A 21090-nucleotide genomic window follows, 5' to 3' on the forward strand; every position below is an offset into this window, starting at 1 on the left:
TTTCGCAAAAGTGCAGGATCAGTTGTAGCCCGTGGCGTCCTTGGTGCGGTCCGGGCTGTTGGGCGATGGCGGATCGCGTCCGTCATCGGTCTTGGCGTGCTCGCTGCGCAGGGGTTTCTCATCCTTGGGCAGCTTGCGTTCATCGGCTTTGCGCTGTTCTTCGGCCATGGAATCCTCGTCTGCGTGGTTGCCGGTCAAGGTGTGACCTGCGCCGGCGCAGCGCCGTTCCCCGCGGGCGAGGAGTGGTCGGCGAAGGCACCGCTGGCCTGCAACTGCTTGAGGGCATCGTTGACCTGGCGGGCGAAGGTTTCCTCGATGGCGGTGCCGGCCGAATGGCTGGCGGCCAGCGGCAGGAACCAGACACCCATCCAGGTACGTACCGAGGCCGCGTTCCTCGCGCGCTCGGGCGCCTGGCCGCCGGGTGCCAGCCATTCGGCGGTCAGCACATAGTCGTCCTTGGCGGTACCTGGGACCAGGAAGAAGGTCGCGCCGGTGATCAGGCCGCTGGCGATGGCGGCGGCATAGGAGGTGCTGTTGTAGAGCTTGAGGCGCAGCAGGGCGTCGTCGGGTCTGCCGGGCTCGGGCACCAGGGTGATGCGCTCGAACAGGCCGGAGCGCTCCAGCACCTCGCGCAGCTTGGGCTTCAAGCCTTCGCGGGCCACGGCGATGGAGGTGGCGTCCTGGTCCTGGGCTTCGCCGCGATAGAAGTTGAACTCCACCAGGACGTTGGGTCGATGCTGTTGCTCGCTCGCGGGGGCGCGGAACGGCTGGGACGGGAGTTCGTCGCCGGGAAAGGCGGCGCAACCGGCGAGCAGCAGGAGGCAGAGCAGAGTGGCTGGAGTCTTCACGAAACGCACCTCATCCCTAAGCGACGCTAATGATAGGTAGCGCGCAGCTACCGATGGGCCAAAAAAAAGCCCAACCGGGGGTTGGGCTTTTTTCGAGAAGGCGGGTGATTAGATCACCTGCACCTCATCGGCCTGCAGACCTTTCTGGCCTTGCACGACCAGGAAGGAAACGGCCTGGCCTTCTTGCAGGCTCTTGAAGCCGTTACCCTGGATGGAGCGGTAGTGAACGAACACGTCCGGACCGCTCTGGGGGGTGATGAAGCCGAAGCCTTTCTCGTCGTTGAACCACTTGACGGTGCCAGTTTGGCGAGTAGACATGGATTTCTCCTTGAACAAAGTTGGACAACGGCACTGGACCGCCCAGGCCGCGACTGAGTGCAAAGAGTCAAAGAACCGAGCCGTAAAGTGGATCGAGACGAACCAGGTCGATTTTCGGTACACAAGCAACACAGTGCGGGCACTCTAACGCTTTCCGTGGCCCCGTGCGACAGTTTTTCGGTGAATTTTACCTATCAAGACAGCGGCTTTGATGGGCGCGGTAAAATGGTCCGTTTTCTACAGGAGTCTCCATTCATGGCCTTGCTGGGTCGCTTCAACAGCTTGCAGATCTTGCGTAACACTCCCATTGGCCTGTTCCTCGATGCCGGCAGCGACGGCGAGGTTCTGCTGCCCCGTCGCTATGCCCCGCGCGACGAGCCCTGCGCCGAAGGCGACTGGCTCAACGTCTTCCTCTATCTGGACAGCGAGGACCGCCTGATCGCCACCACCGAGAAGCCGCGGGTACAGGTCGGCGGCTTCGCCAGCCTGCGCGTGGTCGCGGTGGAGCGGGTCGGTATCTTCCTCGACTGGGGGTTGCCCAAGGACCTGCTGCTGCCCCATTCCGAGGAGAAGCGGCCGCTGCAGGTCGGCGATCACTGCGTGGTGCACGTGCACCTGGACGCCCGTACCCGGCGGATCGTCGCCACGGCGCGCCTGGATCGCTACCTGGATCGCGAGCCGGCACGCTATAAGGTCGGCCAGCCGGTGCCGCTGCTGGTGGTCGAGCAGACCGACCTGGGTCACAAGGTCATCGTCGACAACAAGCACTGGGGCCTGGTGCATCGCAACGAGGCGTTCAAGCCGCTGCGACCGGGGCAGCGCGAGCGCGGCTTCATCCGTGAAATGCGGGCGGACGGCAAGATCAGCCTGACGCTGCAGCCCCAGGGCGCCGCGGCCGGCGCCGATCTGGCCGAGCAGATCGTCGGCTTGGCGAAGGCTCGAGGTGGCGTGCTGGAGGTCAGCGATGCCAGTCCGCCGGCGCTGATCCATCAGCTGTTCGGTGTCAGCAAGGGCAACTTCAAGAAGGCCATCGGCCATCTCTATCGCCAGGGGCGCATCGTCATCGAGGACGACCGGATTTCCGTTCGCGAGGACGCCGCGGACTAGCGGAGCGACGTGGCGTCAGGTCGCTGTCGTGGTGCGGCTGAACCAGGGATTCGGGGTCGAAGGCGCGGGCGCGCTCGTCCGGGCCGGCCTCGCGCTCGAGGTCGCCGACCAGGCGAGTGATGCGGTCGGCCAGTTTCTCCGAGCTCAGGCTCTCGCGCAGTCGCTCCACCATGAGCGGCAGGGCGAAAGGCGAGGGGCGCTCCAGGGTGACCAGGCGTAGCGGCAGGGCGCCGGTGCGGATCAGCGTCTGCTGCAGGCGGTCGGCATCCAGCTCCTGGCGCAGCACTTCGTTCTGCGCCTGGCCGAGCAGCAGGTTGTCCGGGTCGTACTGGCGGAACACCTGGTAGAACAGGCTGCTGCTGGCCTGTAGCTGGCGATTGCTCTTGTGGGCACCGGGATAGCCGGAAAAGATCAGGCCGGAAATGCGGGCGATCTCGCGGAAGCGGCGCTGGGCCAGTTCGGCCGCGTTGAGGCTGGCGAGGATGTCACCGAGCAGGTCGTCGGTGGTGAACAGGCTGGCATCGAGCAGCTGTGGCCAGTCCAGGCTGACCGGCGAGACCAGTTCCAGGCCATAGTCGTTGACGGCGATGGAGAAGGTGCAAGGTCGTCGCTGCGCCAGCCGCCAGGCCAGCAAGCTGGCGAGCCCCAGGTGGGCGTGGCGACCGGCGAAGGGATAGAGGAACAGATGCGAGCCCTCGCGGGACTCCAGGGTCTCGGCGAGCAGGTAGTGGGCGCTGGGCAGCGCCGACCATTGTCGCTGGATGTCCAGCAGCGGTTGCAGCAGGCGCATCTCCGGGCTGTCGTAGCGATCGGCCTCGGCTTCTTCCAGCAGCGCCAGGACGTGCTTGGCGAGGGTGCCCGATAGCGGCATGCGGCTACCGCTCCAGCGCGGGATGGCCGCCTTGCGCCCACTGGCCCGGCGCACATAGACCGTCATGTTCTCCACCCGCACCAGTTCCAGGGTACGGCCGGCGAAGAGAAAGTGATCACCGGGACGCAGGCGGGCGATGAAGCCTTCCTCGATGTTGCCCAGGCGATTGCCGCCGCCGCCTTTGGACCAGAACTGCACGTTGAGGCTGGTTTCGCTGACGATGGTGCCGATGCCCAGGCGATGCCGCTTGGCCAGCTGTTTGTCGGGGACACGCCAGATACCTTCGGCATCCGGCTCGGCGCGGCGGTAATCGGGGTAGGCCGACAGCGAGTCGCCGCCGGTGCGGACGAAGGCCAGGGCCCAGGCGAATTCACCCTCGCTAAGCTCGCGGTAGGCCCAGGCGCTGCGGAGCTCCGGCAGCAGGTCGGCTGGCGTGAAGCCGCCGCCGAGGGCCACCGTCACCAGGTGCTGGACCAGGACGTCCAACGGCTTGAGCGGGGCGCTGCGTGCCTCGATCTCTCCGGCGGTCACCGCACGGCGCGCCGCCGCGGCGTCGAGCAAATCGAGGCTATAGGTGGGCACCAGGGTGGCGCGGGAGGCGCGCCCCGGGGCATGGCCGCTGCGCCCGGCACGTTGCAGCAGCCGGGCGATGCTCTTGGGCGAACCGATCTGCAGCACCCGCTCCACCGGCAGGAAGTCCACGCCGAGGTCGAGACTGGAGGTGCAGATCACCGCCTTGAGCTGGCCGTTCTTGAGACCGCCTTCCACCCACTCGCGGGCCTGTTTCTCGATGGAGCCGTGGTGCAGGGCGATCAGGCCGGCCCAGTCCGGGCGTGCCTGCAGCAGCGCCTGGTACCAGAGCTCGGTCTGGGCGCGGGTGTTGGTGAAGACCAGGGTGGTGGGGCTGTTGTCGAGTTCGCGGATCACCTGTTGCAGCAGGCGCATGCCCAGATGGCCGGCCCAGGCGAAACGCTCGACCCCGCCTTGGGGCAGCAGGGTATCGACCTGCAGGCGCTTGTCCTGGCGACCCTGCACCAGATGGCCGGGTGCTCCGCCCAGCAGGACGTCTAGGGCATGGGCCTGGTTGCCGAGGGTGGCCGACAGGCCCCAGGTGAGCAGGTCGGGATTCCAGCGCCGCAGTCGCGCCAGGGCGAGTTGCGTCTGGGTGCCGCGCTTGTTGCCGAGCAACTCGTGCCACTCATCGATGACCACCAGGCGGACCTGGCCCAGGGCTTCCTGGGCATCCTCGCGGGACAGCAGCAGGGACAGGCTCTCCGGGGTGGTGACCAGGGCCGTCGGCAGGCGACGATTCTGCCTGGCTCGCTCGCTGCTGCCGGTGTCGCCGGTGCGCAGGCCGAGGGTCCACTCCAGTTCTTCATCGAGTACCGGCCGTTCCAGGGCGCGCAGGGTGTCGGCCGCCAGGGCGCGCATGGGGGTGAGCCAGAGGACCGTGAGCGGCGGTGGTGCCTGCTTGCGCTTGCTGGGCAGGCCCTTGGCGGTGAGGGCTTTGGGCGCCACGAAGGCATCCAGGGCGGCGAGCCAGACGGCGTAGGTCTTGCCCGAGCCGGTGGTGGCGTGCAGCAGCCCGGATTCCCCGGCGGCGATGGCGCCAGCCACCTCGCGCTGGAAGGGGAAGGCCTTCCAGCCCTGGGCAGCCAGCCAGCGGCTGCCAGGGCCCTTGCGCATTCGCGTAGCGGTGGCCATCTGCACTCCTCAGACCGGACTGGAGCGCCCGGTCATCTCGGCCGCCATGGCGGTGGCGTAGCTGTCGGTCATGCCGGCGATGAAGTCGATCACCCGCATGAAGGCCTGGTGCAGCGTCCAGGAAGGATCGGGGGCATTGTTGCCCAGCAGGTCGAGGATGCGTCGGCTCTTGAACGAGGGTTCGCGTCCGCGGTGCTGCTCCAGAGCGGCGCCGCAGAAGGCATTGAGCAGGATCTCCAGGGTGGTGTAGGCGCCGATCTCGTGCAGGGTCTTGCGTTTGTCGTGGAAGATCTTCTCCCGCGCCAGGGCCTTGGCCCGCTGCACGCAGAGCTTGGCCGGACCGGCCATGTGCTCGACCAGGTCATCGCCCAGGGTACCGGCGAGCAGGGCATCCTGCTGCTCGACGAAGGCGCGGGCGGTGGCATTGGTCAGGTGTTCGATGGCCTTGCCGCGCAGGATCGCCAACTTGCGCCGGCGGGAATCCCGCGGGCCCAGTTGCCGATAGGTCTCCGGCAGGTCATCGCCGACCAGGCCCAGCAACAGGGCCTCGACCTCGGCATAGTCCAGCAGCTCCATTTCGAGCCCGTCTTCCAGGTCGATGAGGCCGTAGCAGATGTCGTCGGCGGCCTCCATCAGGTAGACCAGCGGATGCCGTGCCCAGCGCTCCGGGCCCAGCAGCGGCAGTTCGAGTTTCTCGGCGATCTGCTCCAGCAGCGGCAGCTCGCTCTGGTAGCAGCCGAACTTGTGCTTCTTGTAGCCCGGGGCCGCCGCATAGCGGGAGGTCCAGGGATACTTGAGATAGGTGCCGAGGGTGGCGTAGGTCAGGCGGGTACCGCCGTCGAATTGGTGGTATTCGAGCTGGGTGAGCACTCGAAAGCCCTGGGCATTGCCTTCGAAGTGCAGGAAGTCCTGGCGCTCCGGCTCGCTCATGTCGTCCAGCCAGCCGCGGCCGGCGGCCTGGGTGAACCAGTAGCGGATGGCGTCCTCGCCGGAGTGGCCGAAGGGCGGATTACCGATGTCGTGGGCCAGGCAGGCGGATTGCACCACCATGCCGAGATCGCTGGGGTCGCACCAGTCGGGCAGGGCGCCTCTCAGGCTCTCGCCGACGCGCATGCCCAGCGACCGCCCGACGCAACTGACTTCCAGGCTGTGGGTCAGGCGGGTGTGGATGTGATCGTTGCTGGTGACGGGGTGCACCTGGGTCTTGCGGCCCAGCCGGCGGAAGGCGCCGGAGAAGATGATGCGGTCGTGGTCCTTGTGAAAGGGGCTGCGCCCCAGTTCATCCGGGCTGTGCAGGGGTTTGCCCAGCCGTTCGCGGATAAGAAGTGTCTGCCAGTCCAAGGCCGTCCTCGAGCTATCACCGGTAGGGGGAGCGCCGGCGATTGCCGTTAAGCGCTTCTGCGTTCTGACCTCGGCAACATACGATCATCTCCCCTCACTTGCAAAACCAGGCAGCAGGCTGGCATCCAGGTCGATGAGCAGCAGGCGCTGGCCGCTTTCCATGAACTGGCTGGCGGTGAGGCAGTACTGGTTGGTGGTGGCGTCGCGATAGACCGTCGAAAGGGTCAGACGACGTTCGTTCCAGCCCTCGGCCAGCAGGGCGTAGAAGTAGGGCCGCCAGGACCAGTTGTGGTTGAGGTAGCGCCGATTCTCGCGCCAGAACATGCCATTCCATTCGAGGTTGGGGGTGATCTGGGTACCGCTGCGATCGCACTGGTAGATGCGCAGCAGGCCGGGAAACTCATGGGGATCGGGGAGGGCGCTGAGCGGGCCGCCCAGTTCTGCCCAGGGCTTCAGGCGGAGCATGAAGTCGGCCAGGCGCTGGCGCAATTCCAGCATGCGGGTCTGTTGTGCCAGCTTGGCGTCGACGAAACGCGTGCGCAGGGCGGCGAAGCGCTCCCGATACTGCTCGCTGGCAGCCAATTCGGCGGTGGCCTCGGCGAAGAGGAAGCCCTGGACGTAGCGCGCCCCGCATTCCAGGGCGAAGTCCAGTTCGGCCTCGGTCTCGACGCCCTCGGCGATCAGCCAGCAACCGGTTCTTTCGGCCATCTGGGCCAGGGCCTTGACCGCATCGCCACGGGGGCCACCACGGGCTGCGGCCTGGAACAGGCGCATGTCCAGTTTGAGGATGTCGGGCTGCAGGTCGAACACCCGGTCCAGTTGCGAGTAGCCGGAACCGAAGTCGTCGATGGCGATGCGGATGCCCATCGCCCGATAGCGCGCCACCGCCTCGATCAGGCGCGGCAGGTCGCCTGCGGCTTCGGTGATCTCGTAGACGATGCGATGCGGGGCGATACCGGAGCGCTCCAACTGCGAGAGACTGGGCAGGTTGGCGCCGGGCTCCAGCTGGCTGATCCAGAGTGGGGAGAGGTTCAGGCTCAGGAACCAGTCGTCCGGTGCGGCGGCGAAGCGCCGCAGGGCGTCGTCCCGCAGCACGCGGTCGAGTTGCAGCAGGTCGCCGGTCGCCAGGCTCGGATCGGCGAACAACGGGCCGACCGAGGCATGGGAGCCGTCGGGCTGACGCAGGCGGCCGAGGGCTTCGACGCCGGCGATGCGACCGGTTGCGGTATCGATGAAGGGTTGAAAGAAGGCAGCAGGCTGGCCTTGCAACACGAGGGAATCCTTATCTGCGGCAGCAACGCTCGCCGGTAAAGGGAGAACCTATGCGAGAAGGATGCCACAAAACCAAACGGCTCCCTAGGGAGCCGTTCGTTCAACGCGGGGGTGGTAGCGGATGGTCCGTCTGCTGCTGTTCGCGATGCCGCGTCTGCAGGCGATTGACGAGGGGATAGAGCGCCAATCCGATGCGGGCGAGGCGGCCTACCGCCCCGAGACGCTTGCCGAACAGCGAGAGGAACACCGTGGCCCCCAGTATCAGCGGTTTCTTCGCCGTGCTGGCGACCTTGTCCCGGTTCGGTCGTACCAGATCACCGATGAGGCTGATGGGGTTGTGCAGGGGCTGGGCGTTGTAGATGAGCTGCTGGCGGTACATCTCCATGCGTAGCCTTACCAGCTCCTTGCGCTTCTCACGACTCGTGGCGGCTGTCAGAGGCTGATTCATGGCAGTAGACGCTCCCGGTTGCGATTCAACTCTTCCAGGGTGGCATGGAAGGGGGCTGCACCCTTCACCAGGCTCAGGGCCCGCACGATGCATATCACCAGCGCCACTGCATAGAAGCCGCACAGCGCCAGGGTGGCGGTCATGCGATGGGTATCCCAGAAGGCGATGATGATCGCCGCGGAAACACCCACCAGCACCAGCAGCCCGAAGATCAGGCTGAGCCCGGTGAAGAGGAACAGTTGGAAGGTACGGACCTTCTCTTCCTGAACCTCGATTCCCAGCAACTCGAGATGACTCTGCAGCAACCCGACCACGGCACCGGCGAGGCGCTTGACCGATGGCTTTGGCGCTTCGTCCGGTAGCTCGCGTGGCGGTGAGGTATCCATGGACATCCCCCAGGCTCAGCGGCGCGAAGCCAGCAGGCCGATCAAGAAGCCGACGCCGGCTGCGATGCCCAGGGCCTTGAACGGATTGTCGACCACATACTCCTCGGTGGTCTCCTTGGCCGCGACACCCTGGCGATAGAGGTCTTCCTGCTTGGTCTTGAGCACGTCGCGCGAGCGCTCCAGGCTGGAGCTCAGCTTGGCACGCAGCTCGTCCGCCTGCTCGCCGGCGATACTGGCGGTGTGCTTGAGCAGTTGCTCGGCATCGGCCAACAGGGTGTGGAATTCATCGGTGAGCGCCTGCTCGGCCTCGCCGAGATGACGACGGACCCGCTCGGCGTTGTGCGTGTGCGCCTGCTTGTCGATATCGGCGGCGAGCTCGTCTTTGATCACGGGAGGGATTTTGTCGGTCATGGCACGCTCCTGTCAGGTAGTGGGTATCCGTTTCAGCCCTTTCGAGTGAGCGCCCGGAGCAAAGGTTCCTCGCGCCAGGGCCACCCGCGGCTGGCCACTGTCGGCAACGCTGCGCTTCAGGCCCGCGGCGAAGGGCCAGGATGCGCTTCGCTGGGAAAGTTCCAGATACTTACTCAATAACCGCCGTGGCTCACAAATTCAAGCGCTAGCGCCATTGGGCGACTTATTCAAGTCCCCAGTGAGAACTTTGCTGTTTTTATCACTGTCAGTTGCGTCGTATTTGATCGTCCATGCACTTCTAGGCAAATAAAAGGGGGAAGAATGGAAAACGCCATTGATAGACTCACGGCCGCTTTCAGTACCTATAAATGCTCGGTGACGGCACCGCGTCCCGACGGCAGCATCGTGCTGACCGTGCAAGACCAGCAGTGCGACGACGCCCGCGTCAATCGAGTGATCAGCGCCCGGCAACTGGGTGAAAGCCAGCTGCTCAAGACGGTGATCGACGAGGTGCGCAAGGACGTTTCGCTGCGTGCCGGCGCGCTGGCTCCACAGTCGATGGCGGTACTGCGCGCCACTGGCGCCAACATGCTGAGATACTCGGAGTAACAACTGCCGAGGAGGGGTTCAGATCGAGACTTGCAGTACGGATGCGCCCGCATTCGTTGGTCTCGAATGCTGGACGTCAGCCCCACCAGGCGGTGGCTGGGCGTACCTCTTAAAAATCTTAAAAATATTGCCCTAGCTCTTGCACTTCAGCAGGCGACATTGCGCACAAGGCAATTGTGCGGCGGGGACGCTGTACATGGGACAGGCGACATCGGCCACGCCCCAAGAGGGAAATCCCTGGCCTACCTGCGTAGCGGCCAACCGCGCATTGGCGATGACCCCATTGAGCAGTTCTTCTTCGCGATACAGCGCCTGGCGCAATGCCGGCGAGCGATAGAGGATGCGTCCGCACCTGTCCAGCAGGGTGAAGGAGAAGCGCCCGAAGCGATCCGGCAGAGTCGGCCAGACCTTCAACGGTGCCAGCTGGTCATCGAGTCGGGCGCAGGTCAGTTGGTAGACGGAAGGCTCGGCCGGATCTGCACCGGACAGGGTCGCATCGAACAGCGTGGCAGGGTTCGAGGGGTACAGCAGACTGGCACCGTCCATGGCTTGTATGCCTCTCATCCTGGTTCAGTTCGCGACGGACAGGCGATTGGCGGTACTACAACCGTTGGCGAGAAGTGCCGTGACACCCTGACCCGCGTCTATGGCCATGCCGAGGCGGATGCTGTCGATCAATCGTGCCAGGCGCGTCCGGTCGTGCAACTGTTGCTTGCTGATCAGGCGCTTCACCTTGATGCCCGTGTCGTCGGACAGGGTCAGGCTGACGCTGCCGTCGAGGCGCTCGATACGGAAATTGACCCGATAGTCGTGCTCGAAAGCCGCGGCGATGAGTTGGAAAGGGTTATCCATGGCGTACCTGACTGGCATGAGCGGGGTCAGAGCCATTGACTTCGCTGGGCAAGCGTAGTTCTGGAGCAATCTCCAGAAGTATGACCGACGGCCCGTTTCAGCCGCCCACCTGTCCCGTCCGTTCCGCCCAGCACTGGTCGAAGGCGCTCTGCCAGTCGGGCAGCGGCTGGCCCAGCACCCCGGCCAGCTTGTCGGTGGACAGGCGCGAATTCTTCGGACGGTAGGCCGGCGTGGGATAGGCGCTGCTGGGAATGGGGTTGAGCCGGGCCTTGAGCAGGCCTTCCTCGCGGAGCCGTTGCGCGATCTTCTCGGCGAAGCCGAACCAGGAGGTCTCGCCGGTGGAGGTCAGGTGATAGGTTCCCCAGAGTTCGTGTTGCTCGCTGCACGCCAGCAGACGCTGGGTAGCGTCGGCGATGGTGCGGGTCCAGGTCGGAGCGCCCACCTGGTCGGCGACGATGTTCAATTCGTCCCGCTCGCTGAGCAGGCGCACCATGGTGCGCAGGAAGTTGTTGCCCTGCCAGGAATACACCCAGCTGGTCCGCAGGATCAGGTGGCGTTCGGCGATGTCTCGTACGGCGTTCTCACCGGCCAGTTTGGTGCGGCCATAGACATTGAGCGGGCAGGTGGGGGCGTCCTCGCGATAGCGGCCTTCCTGGGTGCCATCGAAGACGTAGTCGGTGGAATAGTGCACCAAGGGTACGCCCAGTTGCTGGGCCGCCTCGGCAAAGACGCGCGGTACGCGCTCGTTGATCAGGGTAGCCGTCTCGGCGTCGCTCTCGGCGGCATCCACCGCGGTATAGGCGGCGGCATTGATGATGACGTCGGGTTGGGCTGCCAGTACCCGCTGGCGAAGCTCGTCCAGCTGGGTGAAATCCACCTGGGCACGACCGACCACGGTGACCTGGGCCTGCTCGGCCAGCAGCGCCTGGAGGGCTTGAGAGAGTTGTCCGTGTTGACCCGCGATGAAGACATTCATGTACTGATCGATTCCAGAAGGGCTGGCGCGTCCATGCCTGGGGTGACAGGTTGGCCGTCGCCACGACAGCCCTTGGCAAAAGGCGCCAGTCTACCCGATGACCGGCACAGAACAAGGATGGCGATTGGCCGGTGTACGGATGGCTCGACGGGCTCTAGTCCAGGGTCATCGTGCCGCTAGGCTGGGAAGGCCTGGATGATAAAATTTGTTTCACGAATACTTGACAATCGCGCGACGGATCGATGACGGCAGCGGGTCCTGTTCCTGCATAGTTGTGCACAACCTGTACTGGCGCTTGTCAAGCCCCTTTGGCAGTCGTGCGCTTTGCCCAAAAAACCGCTCTTTTGAATTAAGTTGTTGATAGTATTGAATTTATTAAAGTGGTTAAAAAATGATCAACTTGTTCCGGGAGCCCGCGGAGCAAGGCTCAGGGTTCTTTTCCACCATGTTTTCAACAAAGTTATCAACAGAAGCTGTGGATTGTTCCGTCCGGCTAGGGCGCCGCAACCTTAATCGGTGCTGAACGAAAGCGCCCTGACGCAGGCGCCCACGGCGGCTCTTTCGGCGGGGCGATTTCAGCCGGAAAGAGCCAGTTGTCGACTCAGTAGCGCGCGCAGCGAGGCTGGCTTGACCGGCTTGGGCAGGAAGTCCAGGCGCGCGGCGCGCACCCTGGCCAGGCACTCGGGGCGGCCGTCCGCGCTGATGACGATCCCGGGGATGTCCTGGCGGAGGGTCCGGCGAATCCACTCGGCGACCTCCGGGCCGATATCGGCGTCGCTCAGGTGGTAGTCGACGATCAGCAGTCGCGGTACCACGCCCTGTTCGAGCAGCTCCGCGCATTCTTCCCGGCTGCGTGCGGTCCAGACCTGGCAGCCCCAGCGCCCGAGCAGGCTGCGCAGGCCCAGCAGGATGCTGTCTTCGTTGTCGATGCACAGCACCGGGTCGCCCGGCAGCGGCTGGCTGGCCTCGGCGGCCGCAGCCGCCTGGACCGCCAGGGGGGGTGCCAGGGGCACCTTGACGCTGAAGACGCTGCCATGGCCCGGCCAGGAGCGTACCGACAGTTCGTGGCCGAGCACCCGGCAAAGGCGATCGGCGATGGCCAGGCCGAGCCCAAGGCCCTTTTCCGCGCGGGTCTGGTGGCTATCCAGGCGCTTGAACTCCTCGAAGATGAGATCAAGCTTGTCCGGCGGGATGCCGGGGCCGCTGTCCCAGACTTCCAGGCTCACGTGCTGTGCCTGACGGCGGACGCCGAGCAGTACCCGGCCGTCGGCGTATCTCAGGGCGTTGGTGAGGAAGTTCTGCAATACCCGACGCAGCAGCTTGCTGTCGCTGTTGACGACCAGCCGGCTGTTGCGGATCCGCAGGCTGGTGCCCTGGTCCTGGGCCAGGGCCTTGAACTCGACGCCGAGGGCGTCGAACAGGGTGGCCAGGGGGAAGGGTGCCGGATTGGCGAGGATGCGGCCGTTTTCCAGCCGCGAGATGTCCAGCAGGTCGGCGATCAGGTCTTCGCTGGATCTCAGGGCGCTGTCCATGTTGCGCACCAGCTCCTGGGCCTCGCGGGCCAGGCCGTCCTGATGGGCGAGGGCCGCGGTGAACAGGCGGGCGGCGCTGAGCGGCTGCATCAGGTCATGGCTGACCGCAGTGAGGAAGCGGCTCTTGGACTGGTTGGCCGCTTCGGCGTGGGCCTTGGCCTCCACCAGCGCCTGGTTGAGCTGGGACAGCTCGCGGGTGCGTTCCTCCACCCGCTGTTCCAGGCCTTCGTTGGCTTCGCGCAGGGCGCGCTCGGCCTCGCGGAAGGCGGTGATGTCGGTGAAGCTCATGACGAAGCCACGCCCCGGCATGGGGCTGCCGATCAGCTCGATCACCCGGCCATTGGGAAAGGTACGCTCGGAGGTGTGGGGAATGCCCTGGCGCATTCGCTCCACCCGGCGCGCCACGTGGTCATCGGGATCGCCCGGGCCGCAGAGGCCACGCAGGGCGTTGTAGCGGATGATCTCGGCGATGGGCCGGCCGACCTGGATCATGCCCTCGGGATAGTCGAACAGCTCCAGGTAGCGCTGGTTCCAGGCCACCAGCCGCAGGGACTGGTCGACCACGCTGATGCCCTGGGAGATGTTCTCGATGGCGCCCTGCAAGAGCGCCCGGTTGAATTCCAGTACCTCCGAGGCTTCGTCGGCGATGCGCACCACGTCGTCGACCTGCATGTCGCGGCCTTCGATGGCGGCCTTCACTACGGCCCGGGCGGAGGACGCGCCGATCACCCCCGCCAGCAGGCGTTCGGTGTGGGCGATCCATTCGTTGTTGGCATTGCTGCCGGGCCGGTAGGTCAGGCCACTCTGCTCGGCGAAGCGACTGAAGCTGAGGCGGGCGCGCTCATCGCCGACGAAGCGGGCGGCGAGCAGGCGCAGGTCTTCCAGCTTGACCGCCAGCAGGGCGCGGTTGCGTGGCTTGGGCAGGGCGTACTGGGCGATGAAGCGCCCGGCCTGCCAGTATTCCGAGACCCGGGTACGCGACAGCAGGGAGACCAGGGCGAACAGCAGGAAGTTGCCGGCTAGGGAGACCAGGGCGCCGACGGTAGTGGGCTGTAGGGTCCAGCCATTGCTGGGGTGCTCGAACCAGGCCAGACCGGGGAAGCCGTGCAGCGGCCAGTGCAGGCTGACGGCGACCACCGGCAGTACCATCAGGTAGCCCCACAGCAGGGCGCCGGCGGTGAGGCCGGCGAAGACGCCGCGGCGGTTGGCGGCTTTCCAGAACAGCGCCCCGACCATGGCCGGGCCGAGCTGGGCGATGGCCGCGAAGGCGATCTGGCCGATGGTGGCAAGGCTGGCGCTGGAGCCCAGCAGGCGATAGCTGCAGTAGGCCAGCACCAGGATGACCACGATGCTGGCGCGGCGCACCGTGAGCATCCAGTGGCTGAAGACCTCGTGGGGGCTTTCCACCTGGCCGCGGCGCCTGAGCAGCCAGGGCAGCACGATGTCGTTGGAGACCATGGTGGAGAGCGCCACGCAGGCGACGATCACCATGCCGGTGGCGGCCGAGGCGCCACCAAGGAAGGCCAGCATGGCCAGCCAGGGGCGATCCTGGGCCAGCGGCAGGCTGATGACGAAGGAGTCGGGCAGCACGCCGCCGGGCAGGTGCAGTTGGCCGGCCAGGGCGATGGGAATGACGAACAACGCCGCCAGCGCGAGGTAGAGAGGGAACACCCAGCGCGCCAGGTTGACGTCCCGGGTGTCGGTGTTTTCTACCACGGTGACGTGGAACTGACGCGGCAGGCACATCACCGCGATGAAGGCGACGCCGGTCTGGATCAGCAGGCCGGGCCAGTCGAGGGTCTCGCGCCAATAGTCCTGCAGTTGCGGCGCCTGCTGCGAGCGCTCGAGCAGATCGCCGAAGCCCTGGTGCAGTCCGTAGGTGACCCAGAGGCCCACGGCGAGGAAGGCGGCGAGCTTGACCAGGGATTCGAAGGCGATGGCCAGCATCATGCCGCGGTGATGCTCGGTGACGTCGAGGTTGCGGGTGCCGAAGAGGATGGCGAAGACCGCCAGCACCAGGGAGACGAACAGCGCCGTGTCCTGGGCGCGGGTGCCCTGGGTCTCGGCATTGATGCCGGTCAGCAGGTTGACGCCGATGACGATGCCCTTGAGTTGCAGCGCCAGATAGGGCAGTACCCCGACCAGGCAGATCAGGGCGACCACGATGGCCAGGGTCTGGGATTTGCCGTAGCGGGCGGCGATGAAATCGGCAATGGAGGTGATGTTCTCCTTCTTGCTGATCAGCACCATCTTCTTCACCAGTTGCGGTGCCAGCAGCAGGAAGAGGATGGGACCCAGGTAGATGGGCAGGAACGACCAGAGCTGATCGGCGGCCTGGCCCACGGCGCCGAAGAAGGTCCAGCTGGTGCAGTAGACGGCCAGCGACAGGCTGTAGACCCAGGCCCGCAGCCGCGGCCGGAGTGGCGGGCGACGGTCGCCATAGAAGGCGATGCCGAACAGCAGGGCCAGGTAGCCGAGGGTAACGGTGATGATCAGCCCACTGGGCAGGGACATGGCGACTCCGAACGTTCCGGGGCGCCCGTCGCGCCCGGACAAAGTGTCGCACCTTGGGCCACCAGACGTCAGGTCTGCGGATCTGTACGGCGACATTGGGTTGAGCCCAGCCGCTGGCCCTGTTAGGTTGGCGGGCTGATTCAAGCGAGAGAGACCGTCATGTTCCAAGCGCAGCCCATTTCCCTGCAACGTGGTGCGCTGCGCCTGGACCCCCTGGCGGAGGCCGACGTACTGGAACTGGTCAGCCTGGCCGAGCGCAATCGCGAGGCGCTGCACTATCTCAGCGGACCGCTGCGGCCGGACTGGTATCGCCAGGCCCTGGCCGAACAGCGCGAGGGGCGGTCGCTGCCCTTCGCCGTGCGGGTGGCCGATCGGCTGGTGGGCACTACCCGTTTCGCCGACTTCCTGCCGGCCCTGCCCGCCGCGGAGATCGGCTGGACCTGGCTCGACCAGGAGCAGCATGGCAGCGGCCTCAACGGCAATCTCAAGTACCTGATGCTCCGGCACGCCTTCGAGCACTGGCAACTGGTCCGGGTGCAGCTCAAGACCGCCGCCGCCAACCTCAGGTCGCAGGGCGCCATCGAGAAGCTCGGCGCCGTGCGCGAAGGCTTGCTGCGCAACCACCGTCGGCTGGCCGACGGGCGTCTGGACGACACCGTGATGTACAGCATCACCGATCGCGAATGGCCCGAGGTGAAGGCACGCCTGGAGGCCTCCTTCAACTGATCGGCCAGGGCTCCGCTACCATTCGTCGGGACGGATCGGTGGTGGTACCTGGGCGACAGGTCTACGTCGCGACTTTGGCGCCGGTATTCCAACGGTGGTCGTCAGCTACTCACCAGTTTTCCGCGGGGCGGTCGACACTCTTGCTCAATGGCAAGAATTCGCCTGCATTCATCCGCGGACCACTGCATGTTTCCTCTCTCGGCTTCCTCTGCGTTGCGCACGCTCAAGGTGGTCTGGCCCTTCGTCATCATCCTGTCGTGCCAGGCCCTGGTCGCCATCGTCAGTCTGCAACTGCTGTCGACGGTGCGCGCCTATGTCTCGGCGGAAAGCCTGTGGAGCAAGAGCCTGGGCAACGCCATGCTCTCCCTGGGCGCCTATCTCGACGAGGGGCGGCCAGAGTCCTACCAGGCATACCTGGCCTCGATCAGCGTCAACGATCTCGACCGCGCCGCTCGCTACGAGCTGGATAACGGCGGCAGCCGGGAGGAGGCCGCACGGCTGCTGCGGCTGGCTGGCAACGATCTGGACGACATCGACGGTCTCATCCGGCTCTTCCGGCTGGCCCGCCACGTCGAGCCGTTCCAGGGGGTTATCGCCTGCTGGCAGGCCACCGACCCCTACCTGGACGAATTCCAGGCGCTGGCGCAGACCGGCTTCGAGCTGATCAAGCTGGAGGGGGCTGGGCCGCTGCTGATCCCGCTGAAGCGCCACCTGCTGGATCTGCACGACCGGATGATGCCGGAGACGGTGGCTTTCTCGGAGCGGCTCGGCCTGGCCTCGCGCCAACTGGTCTGGGGGTTGCTCGTCGCCAACGTCCTGGTCGGGGCGCTGCTGGTGCTGCTGACCGTCCGGCGCATGCATCGCCTGGTGCAGCAGCGCTGGGTTTCCGAGCGCGCCCTGCAGGCGGAAAAGCAGCGGGTCCAAGTGATCCTCGCCTCCATCGGCGATGCCGTGTTCGCGGTAGATGCCCAGGGGCGGCTGCTTTATCACAATCCCGCCGCGGAGCAGCTGTTGCGGCAGCCGCTGCTCGTCGTCGGGACGCCCGTTACCCAGCTGTTCGATATCCAGACCGAGGACCAGCAGGGATCCACCGAGCCCCTGGCCGAGCGGCTGCTGAGCGAGGCGTGGCTGCAGGGCAACGAATCCCTGGCGCAGCAGCTGGTGCTGACCGATGGCTCGCGCCTGCCCGTGGCCCTGACGGTAACCGCCTTGCCGGCTGACGAATCCGCTGCCGGGGTGGTGCTGGTGATGCACGACCAGACCCGGGAGCGTGCCTTTCTCCGTGATCTCGCCTGGCAGGCCAGTCACGACGCCCTGACCGGGCTGCTCAATCGCCGGGAATTCGAGACCCGGCTGGAGCGCCTGCTGGCGCGGGAGGACCTGAGCCTGGCCTCGTTGCTGTTCATCGATCTGGATCAGTTCAAGATCGTCAACGATACCTCCGGGCATTTCCACGGCGATCGGCTGTTGCGGCAGTTGTGCACCTTGCTGGGCACCCAACTGGATGAGGACGACTGCCTTGCCCGGCTGGGGGGCGACGAATTCGGGGTGCTGCTGGAGAGACGCACCCCGGGCGAGGCCGAGGCCCTGGCGGAGCGGCTGCGCGGTTGCGTCGGCGCCCAGCAGTTCGAGGCGGTGGGGCAGAGCTTCCGGATGGGCCTGAGCATCGGGGTGGTGCATCTGGGGGATCATCCGCTGACGCCGGAGGAGGCCTTGCGCCTGGCCGATCTGGCCTGCTACGCGGCCAAGGACAAGGGACGCAATCGCGTCCAGGTGTTCGCACCGGGGGATGTGGAGCTCGGCCAGCGCCACGACGAGATGACCTGGGTGCAGCGCCTGCATCGGGCGCTGGACGAGGATAGATTCCGCCTCTATGTCCAGCCGATCCTTGGTCTGGGCGAGCGGACGGCGGCTGACCGCCACGTCGAGGTACTGGTGCGATTGGAGGAGGGGAGCCAGCTGATCGCCCCGGGGGCCTTCATTCCGGCGGCGGAGCGCTACGGCCTGATGCCGGACCTGGATCGCTGGGTGATCGCCGCGGCCCTGGCGCGTTTCGCCGAGCTGCCCGACGGGCTGCTCGACACTCTGGCCATCAACCTGTCCGGGCATTCACTGGGCGAGGTGGGTCTGGCGGATTTCGTCAAGCAGCAGCTGCACCGCTGGCGGATCGCCCCGGCGCGAATCTGCTTCGAAATCACCGAAACCAGCGCCGTGGCCAATCTGGGGGCGGCGCGGCTCTTCATGGAGGAGTTGCGCGGCCTGGGGGTGAGATTTTCCCTGGACGACTTCGGCGCCGGCATGTCGTCCTTCACCTATCTCAAGCACCTGCCGGTGGACTACCTGAAGATCGATGGCAGCTTCGTCCGTCACCTGCTCGAAGATCCGGTGGATGCCGCCATGGTGGAGGCGATCAACCGGCTGGGGCATCTCACCGGCAAGAAGACCATCGCCGAATTCGCCGAGAACGACGCCGTGGTGGCGGCGCTGGGGGCGCTGGGAGTCGACTATGCCCAGGGCTATGGCATCGCCCGGCCGCAGCCCTTCACTGAGGAGACCTGCCGGGCCTTGCTCCGGCAGGTGTGGCGCGAGGGTTCAGGCGCGGGTGTCGTCGTCCTTGAAGCGGCGGAAAACGGTCGCCAGTAGCGCCCCGGAGATATTGTGCCAGACGCTGAACAGCGCACTGGGCACCGCCGCCAGGGGCGAGAAATGCGCCGTCGCCAGGGCCGCGCCGAGGCCGGAATTCTGCATGCCCACCTCCAGCGCCAGGGATTTGCGCTGGGCCACCGGCAGCTTGCAGAACTTGCCGGTGAGATAGCCGAGCAGGAAGCCGAAGCCGTTGTGCAGGATCACCACCGCCATGATCAACAGACCGGACTCGGCGATGCGTGCCTGGCTGGCGGCCACCACCGCAGCGACGATCACCACGATGCTCACCACCGAGGCCAGCGGCAGCACCTCCACGAGGGCGCCGACGCGGTTGCCCAGCAGGCGCTGGGCGATCAGGCCCAGGGCGATGGGTAGGAGCACCACCTGCAGGATCGACCAGAACAGACCGGCGAAGGAGATCGGTAGCCAGGTGGAGGCCAGCAGCCAGATCAGTGCCGGGGTCAGCAGCGGCGCGAGCAGGGTGGTCACAGCGGCGATGGCCACCGACAGCGCCAGATCGCCCTTGGCCAGCCAGGTCATGACGTTGGAGGCGGTCCCGCTGGGGCAGCAGCCGACCAGGATGACGCCCACGGCAATCTCCGGCGGCAGGTGGAACAGCTGGCACAGCGCCCAGGCCACACCCGGCATGATGACGAAGTGTGCCACCACGCCCAGCAGGACCCGCCAAGGATGCCGACCCAGGGCCGCGAAGTCTTCCAGCTTGAGGGTCAGGCCCATGCCGAACATGATCACCCCCAACAGCGGCACGATGGCCACGCTCAGCGGCTTGAACACGGCGGGGGCGAAGAAGGCCAGCAGGGCGGCGAACAGCACCCAGAAGGCGAAGGTATTGCCGACGAAGCGGCTGAAGGCGGCGAGGGCACGCATAGGTGATTCCTATCAGAAGGGCAGAAAAAAGGCCGGTCTCTGCCGGCCTTGGAGCCTGTCCACGTGATCGTATGGGCCTTGGGCCTCAATCGATCACGCGCAGGTCGTGATTACAGCCCCTGGGGCAGCTCTTCGCCACCCAGGGCTTCGATCAGCTGTGGCAGGAATTCCGCCAGGGTCATCATCATCAGCACGAAGCTGGCGTCCTGCTGGCCGAGGGCGTCTTCGCCGCCGTCCTGCTCGGCCTGGTCCTGCAAGAGGTCCTCGAACTTGAGTCTCTTGATGGTGACCTTGTCGTCCAGCAGCAGCGCCAGCTTGTCCTGCCAGGCCAGTGCCAGCTTGGTGACCAGCTTGCCGGCGGCGAGGTGGTTCTGGATCTCTTCGCTGGTGAGGTCCTGGCCCTTGCAGCGGACCACGCCGCCGTCTTCGCCGGCATCGCGCAATTCGCACTCGTCGAGGATGAACAGGCCATGGGTGGCGTCACCGGCCTTGACCCAGTCGGTGAAGGTGGCCATGGGCGCCTGCTTGACGCCCAGCGGGCGCACCGGCAGCGAACCCAGGGCATCGCGCAGGGTGGACAGCAGGTCCTCGGCGCGCTTGGCGCTGGAGGCGTCCACCAGGATCCAGCCCTGCTTGGGATCGATGGCGGCATAGGTGGTCTGGCGACGGATGAAGGCGCGCGGCAGGAAGGCCTGGACGATCTCGTCCTTGATCTGCTCCTTCTCCTTCTTGTAGACCTTGCGCATCTGCTGGGTCTCGATCTCGTCGACCTTCTCCTGCACGGCTTCCTTGACCACGCTGCTGGGCAGGATGCGTTCTTCCTTGCGCGCGGCGATCAGGAAGAAGCCCTGGCTTTCGTGGACCAGCGGCAGGTCCGGGCCCTTGCCGAAGGGGGCGACGAAACCGTAGGTGGACAGCTCCTGGCTGGCGCAGGGGCGGGCGGGCTTGGCGGCGAGGGCGGCTTCGAGGGCTTCGGTCTCGAAGGCGACTTCCTGGGTGAGACGGTAGACGAGCAGATTACGGAACCACATGGTGTCACTCCCAAAAACGAAGCGCGCATTATCCGCGTCGCTCGCCCCAGAGGCCAACCCCGGATTGCGGTGGTCGTCGGGAATGCCCGCTTGGGCACGCTTTCCCCCGGGTCGCGAAGGGCAACGCTAAGCCTTTGGAAGTGCTGGGAAATTTTTTTCAAAAAGGGGTTGCCAGGTAGGGAACCCCTCCGTAGAATGCGCCCCACTTCGAGAGCAAACGGGTGATTAGCTCAGCTGGGAGAGCATCTGCCTTACAAGCAGAGGGTCGGCGGTTCGATCCCGTCATCACCCACCACTCGAGGTAATGCGCAGCGGTAGTTCAGTCGGTTAGAATACCGGCCTGTCACGCCGGGGGTCGCGGGTTCGAGTCCCGTCCGCTGCGCCATTCAAGGTTGTCTGGTCCTGAACGCCAGCAGCCATCGAGAAGCGGCCCTAGTGGCCGCTTTTTCGTTTGGGCGCGATTTTTCTGGTCGGGCTTTCTCGGGTTTTCCTTCTTTATATGAGTTGCTTGGGTCGAGGATATTTGCACCTCGGCCTGAGCACCCGTGCGTGGAAAACGCTGCGCGGTTTTCCACGCTACGTGTTAATCGGCGTTCCTAAAGAGCGTAGT

At 65.7% G+C, this 21090-nt stretch carries 19 protein-coding genes and 2 tRNA genes; 6 read left to right on the forward strand and 15 right to left on the reverse strand.

Going from position 1 to position 21090, the window contains the following annotated elements; genetic code table 11:
* Positions 1–18 precede the first annotated feature (18 nt).
* The 3 genes from RND78_RS13085 to RND78_RS13095 form a co-directional block, all read right to left on the reverse strand.
* Positions 19–168 (reverse strand): hypothetical protein, encoded by a 150-nt coding sequence (locus tag RND78_RS13085; protein WP_167371465.1) that lies wholly within the window; start codon positions 166–168, stop codon positions 19–21.
* Between the two features lie 26 nt (positions 169–194).
* Positions 195–848, reverse strand: a complete 654-nt coding sequence (locus RND78_RS13090) for a hypothetical protein (protein ID WP_312729299.1) — start codon at positions 846–848, stop codon at positions 195–197.
* 108 nt (positions 849–956) lie between these two features.
* On the reverse strand, positions 957–1166 hold the full coding sequence (locus RND78_RS13095) for a cold-shock protein (RefSeq protein WP_007159089.1): 210 nt from the start codon (positions 1164–1166) through the stop codon (positions 957–959).
* A 255-nt stretch (positions 1167–1421) separates the two neighbouring features.
* Here RND78_RS13095 and RND78_RS13100 point away from each other — a divergent pair, with 255 nt between their 5' ends.
* Positions 1422–2273 (forward strand): S1-like domain-containing RNA-binding protein, encoded by an 852-nt coding sequence (locus RND78_RS13100; protein ID WP_312729301.1) that lies wholly within the window; start codon positions 1422–1424, stop codon positions 2271–2273.
* On the opposite strand, the gene RND78_RS13105 is transcribed toward RND78_RS13100, so the two are convergent.
* From RND78_RS13105 to RND78_RS13130, 6 genes are all read right to left on the reverse strand, one after another.
* Entirely contained in the window at positions 2227–4848 is a 2622-nt protein-coding gene (locus tag RND78_RS13105; RefSeq protein WP_312729302.1) for a ligase-associated DNA damage response DEXH box helicase, read from the reverse strand. The genes RND78_RS13100 and RND78_RS13105 overlap by 47 nt on opposite strands.
* A 9-nt stretch (positions 4849–4857) precedes the next feature.
* Entirely contained in the window at positions 4858–6189 is a 1332-nt protein-coding gene (locus tag RND78_RS13110; protein ID WP_312729304.1) for a deoxyguanosinetriphosphate triphosphohydrolase, read from the reverse strand.
* Between the two features lie 84 nt (positions 6190–6273).
* On the reverse strand, positions 6274–7461 hold the full coding sequence (locus RND78_RS13115) for an EAL domain-containing protein (RefSeq protein WP_312729306.1): 1188 nt from the start codon (positions 7459–7461) through the stop codon (positions 6274–6276).
* A gap of 100 nt (positions 7462–7561) precedes the next feature.
* A complete protein-coding gene (locus RND78_RS13120) occupies positions 7562–7909 on the reverse strand; it encodes a hypothetical protein (RefSeq protein ID WP_312729307.1) in 348 nt (115 codons plus the stop codon).
* Positions 7906–8295 carry a phage holin family protein gene (locus tag RND78_RS13125; RefSeq protein ID WP_059227254.1) on the reverse strand — a complete coding sequence of 130 codons (390 nt, stop codon included), beginning with the start codon at positions 8293–8295 and terminating at the stop codon, positions 7906–7908. Before RND78_RS13125 ends, RND78_RS13120 begins: the two co-directional genes overlap by 4 nt.
* A 15-nt stretch (positions 8296–8310) precedes the next feature.
* Positions 8311–8706, reverse strand: coding sequence for a DUF883 family protein (locus RND78_RS13130; protein WP_312729309.1), 396 nt, complete (start codon positions 8704–8706; stop codon positions 8311–8313).
* A gap of 321 nt (positions 8707–9027) precedes the next feature.
* Here RND78_RS13130 and RND78_RS13135 point away from each other — a divergent pair, with 321 nt between their 5' ends.
* Entirely contained in the window at positions 9028–9315 is a 288-nt protein-coding gene (locus tag RND78_RS13135) for a DUF3509 domain-containing protein (RefSeq protein ID WP_059227258.1), read from the forward strand.
* A 132-nt stretch (positions 9316–9447) separates the two neighbouring features.
* On the opposite strand, the gene RND78_RS13140 is transcribed toward RND78_RS13135, so the two are convergent.
* The 4 genes from RND78_RS13140 to RND78_RS13155 form a co-directional block, all read right to left on the reverse strand.
* The gene (locus tag RND78_RS13140; protein ID WP_312729311.1) at positions 9448–9861 is read right to left on the reverse strand and encodes a hypothetical protein; all 414 of its coding nucleotides are present in this window, start codon (positions 9859–9861) and stop codon (positions 9448–9450) included.
* A 24-nt stretch (positions 9862–9885) separates the two neighbouring features.
* Positions 9886–10167 (reverse strand): DUF3509 domain-containing protein, encoded by a 282-nt coding sequence (locus RND78_RS13145; protein WP_312729312.1) that lies wholly within the window; start codon positions 10165–10167, stop codon positions 9886–9888.
* A gap of 97 nt (positions 10168–10264) precedes the next feature.
* Positions 10265–11143, reverse strand: a complete 879-nt coding sequence (gene rfbD, locus RND78_RS13150; RefSeq protein ID WP_312729313.1) for a dTDP-4-dehydrorhamnose reductase — start codon at positions 11141–11143, stop codon at positions 10265–10267.
* A 575-nt stretch (positions 11144–11718) separates the two neighbouring features.
* On the reverse strand, positions 11719–15189 hold the full coding sequence (locus RND78_RS13155; protein WP_312729314.1) for a PAS domain-containing hybrid sensor histidine kinase/response regulator: 3471 nt from the start codon (positions 15187–15189) through the stop codon (positions 11719–11721).
* A gap of 159 nt (positions 15190–15348) precedes the next feature.
* Here RND78_RS13155 and RND78_RS13160 point away from each other — a divergent pair, with 159 nt between their 5' ends.
* A complete protein-coding gene (locus RND78_RS13160) occupies positions 15349–15915 on the forward strand; it encodes a GNAT family N-acetyltransferase (protein ID WP_059227267.1) in 567 nt (188 codons plus the stop codon).
* A 186-nt stretch (positions 15916–16101) separates the two neighbouring features.
* The gene (locus RND78_RS13165; protein ID WP_312729315.1) at positions 16102–18558 is read left to right on the forward strand and encodes an EAL domain-containing protein; all 2457 of its coding nucleotides are present in this window, start codon (positions 16102–16104) and stop codon (positions 18556–18558) included.
* On the opposite strand, the gene RND78_RS13170 is transcribed toward RND78_RS13165, so the two are convergent.
* Together RND78_RS13170 and rdgC are read right to left on the reverse strand one after the other, a co-directional pair.
* On the reverse strand, positions 18508–19449 hold the full coding sequence (locus RND78_RS13170) for a bile acid:sodium symporter family protein (RefSeq protein WP_312729316.1): 942 nt from the start codon (positions 19447–19449) through the stop codon (positions 18508–18510). The two genes, RND78_RS13165 and RND78_RS13170, sit on opposite strands and share 51 nt — an antisense overlap.
* Before the next feature lie 110 nt (positions 19450–19559).
* Positions 19560–20480 carry a recombination-associated protein RdgC gene (rdgC, locus tag RND78_RS13175; protein WP_312729318.1) on the reverse strand — a complete coding sequence of 307 codons (921 nt, stop codon included), beginning with the start codon at positions 20478–20480 and terminating at the stop codon, positions 19560–19562.
* A gap of 219 nt (positions 20481–20699) precedes the next feature.
* On the opposite strand from rdgC, the gene RND78_RS13180 reads away from it, so the two are divergent.
* Positions 20700–20775 (forward strand) — tRNA-Val (locus RND78_RS13180).
* A gap of 13 nt (positions 20776–20788) precedes the next feature.
* Positions 20789–20865, forward strand: a tRNA-Asp gene (locus tag RND78_RS13185).
* Positions 20866–21090: the final 225 nt, after the last annotated feature.

Source organism: Pseudomonas oryzihabitans, from assembly GCF_032027545.1.
Classification (GTDB): domain Bacteria; phylum Pseudomonadota; class Gammaproteobacteria; order Pseudomonadales; family Pseudomonadaceae; genus Chryseomonas; species Chryseomonas oryzihabitans_F.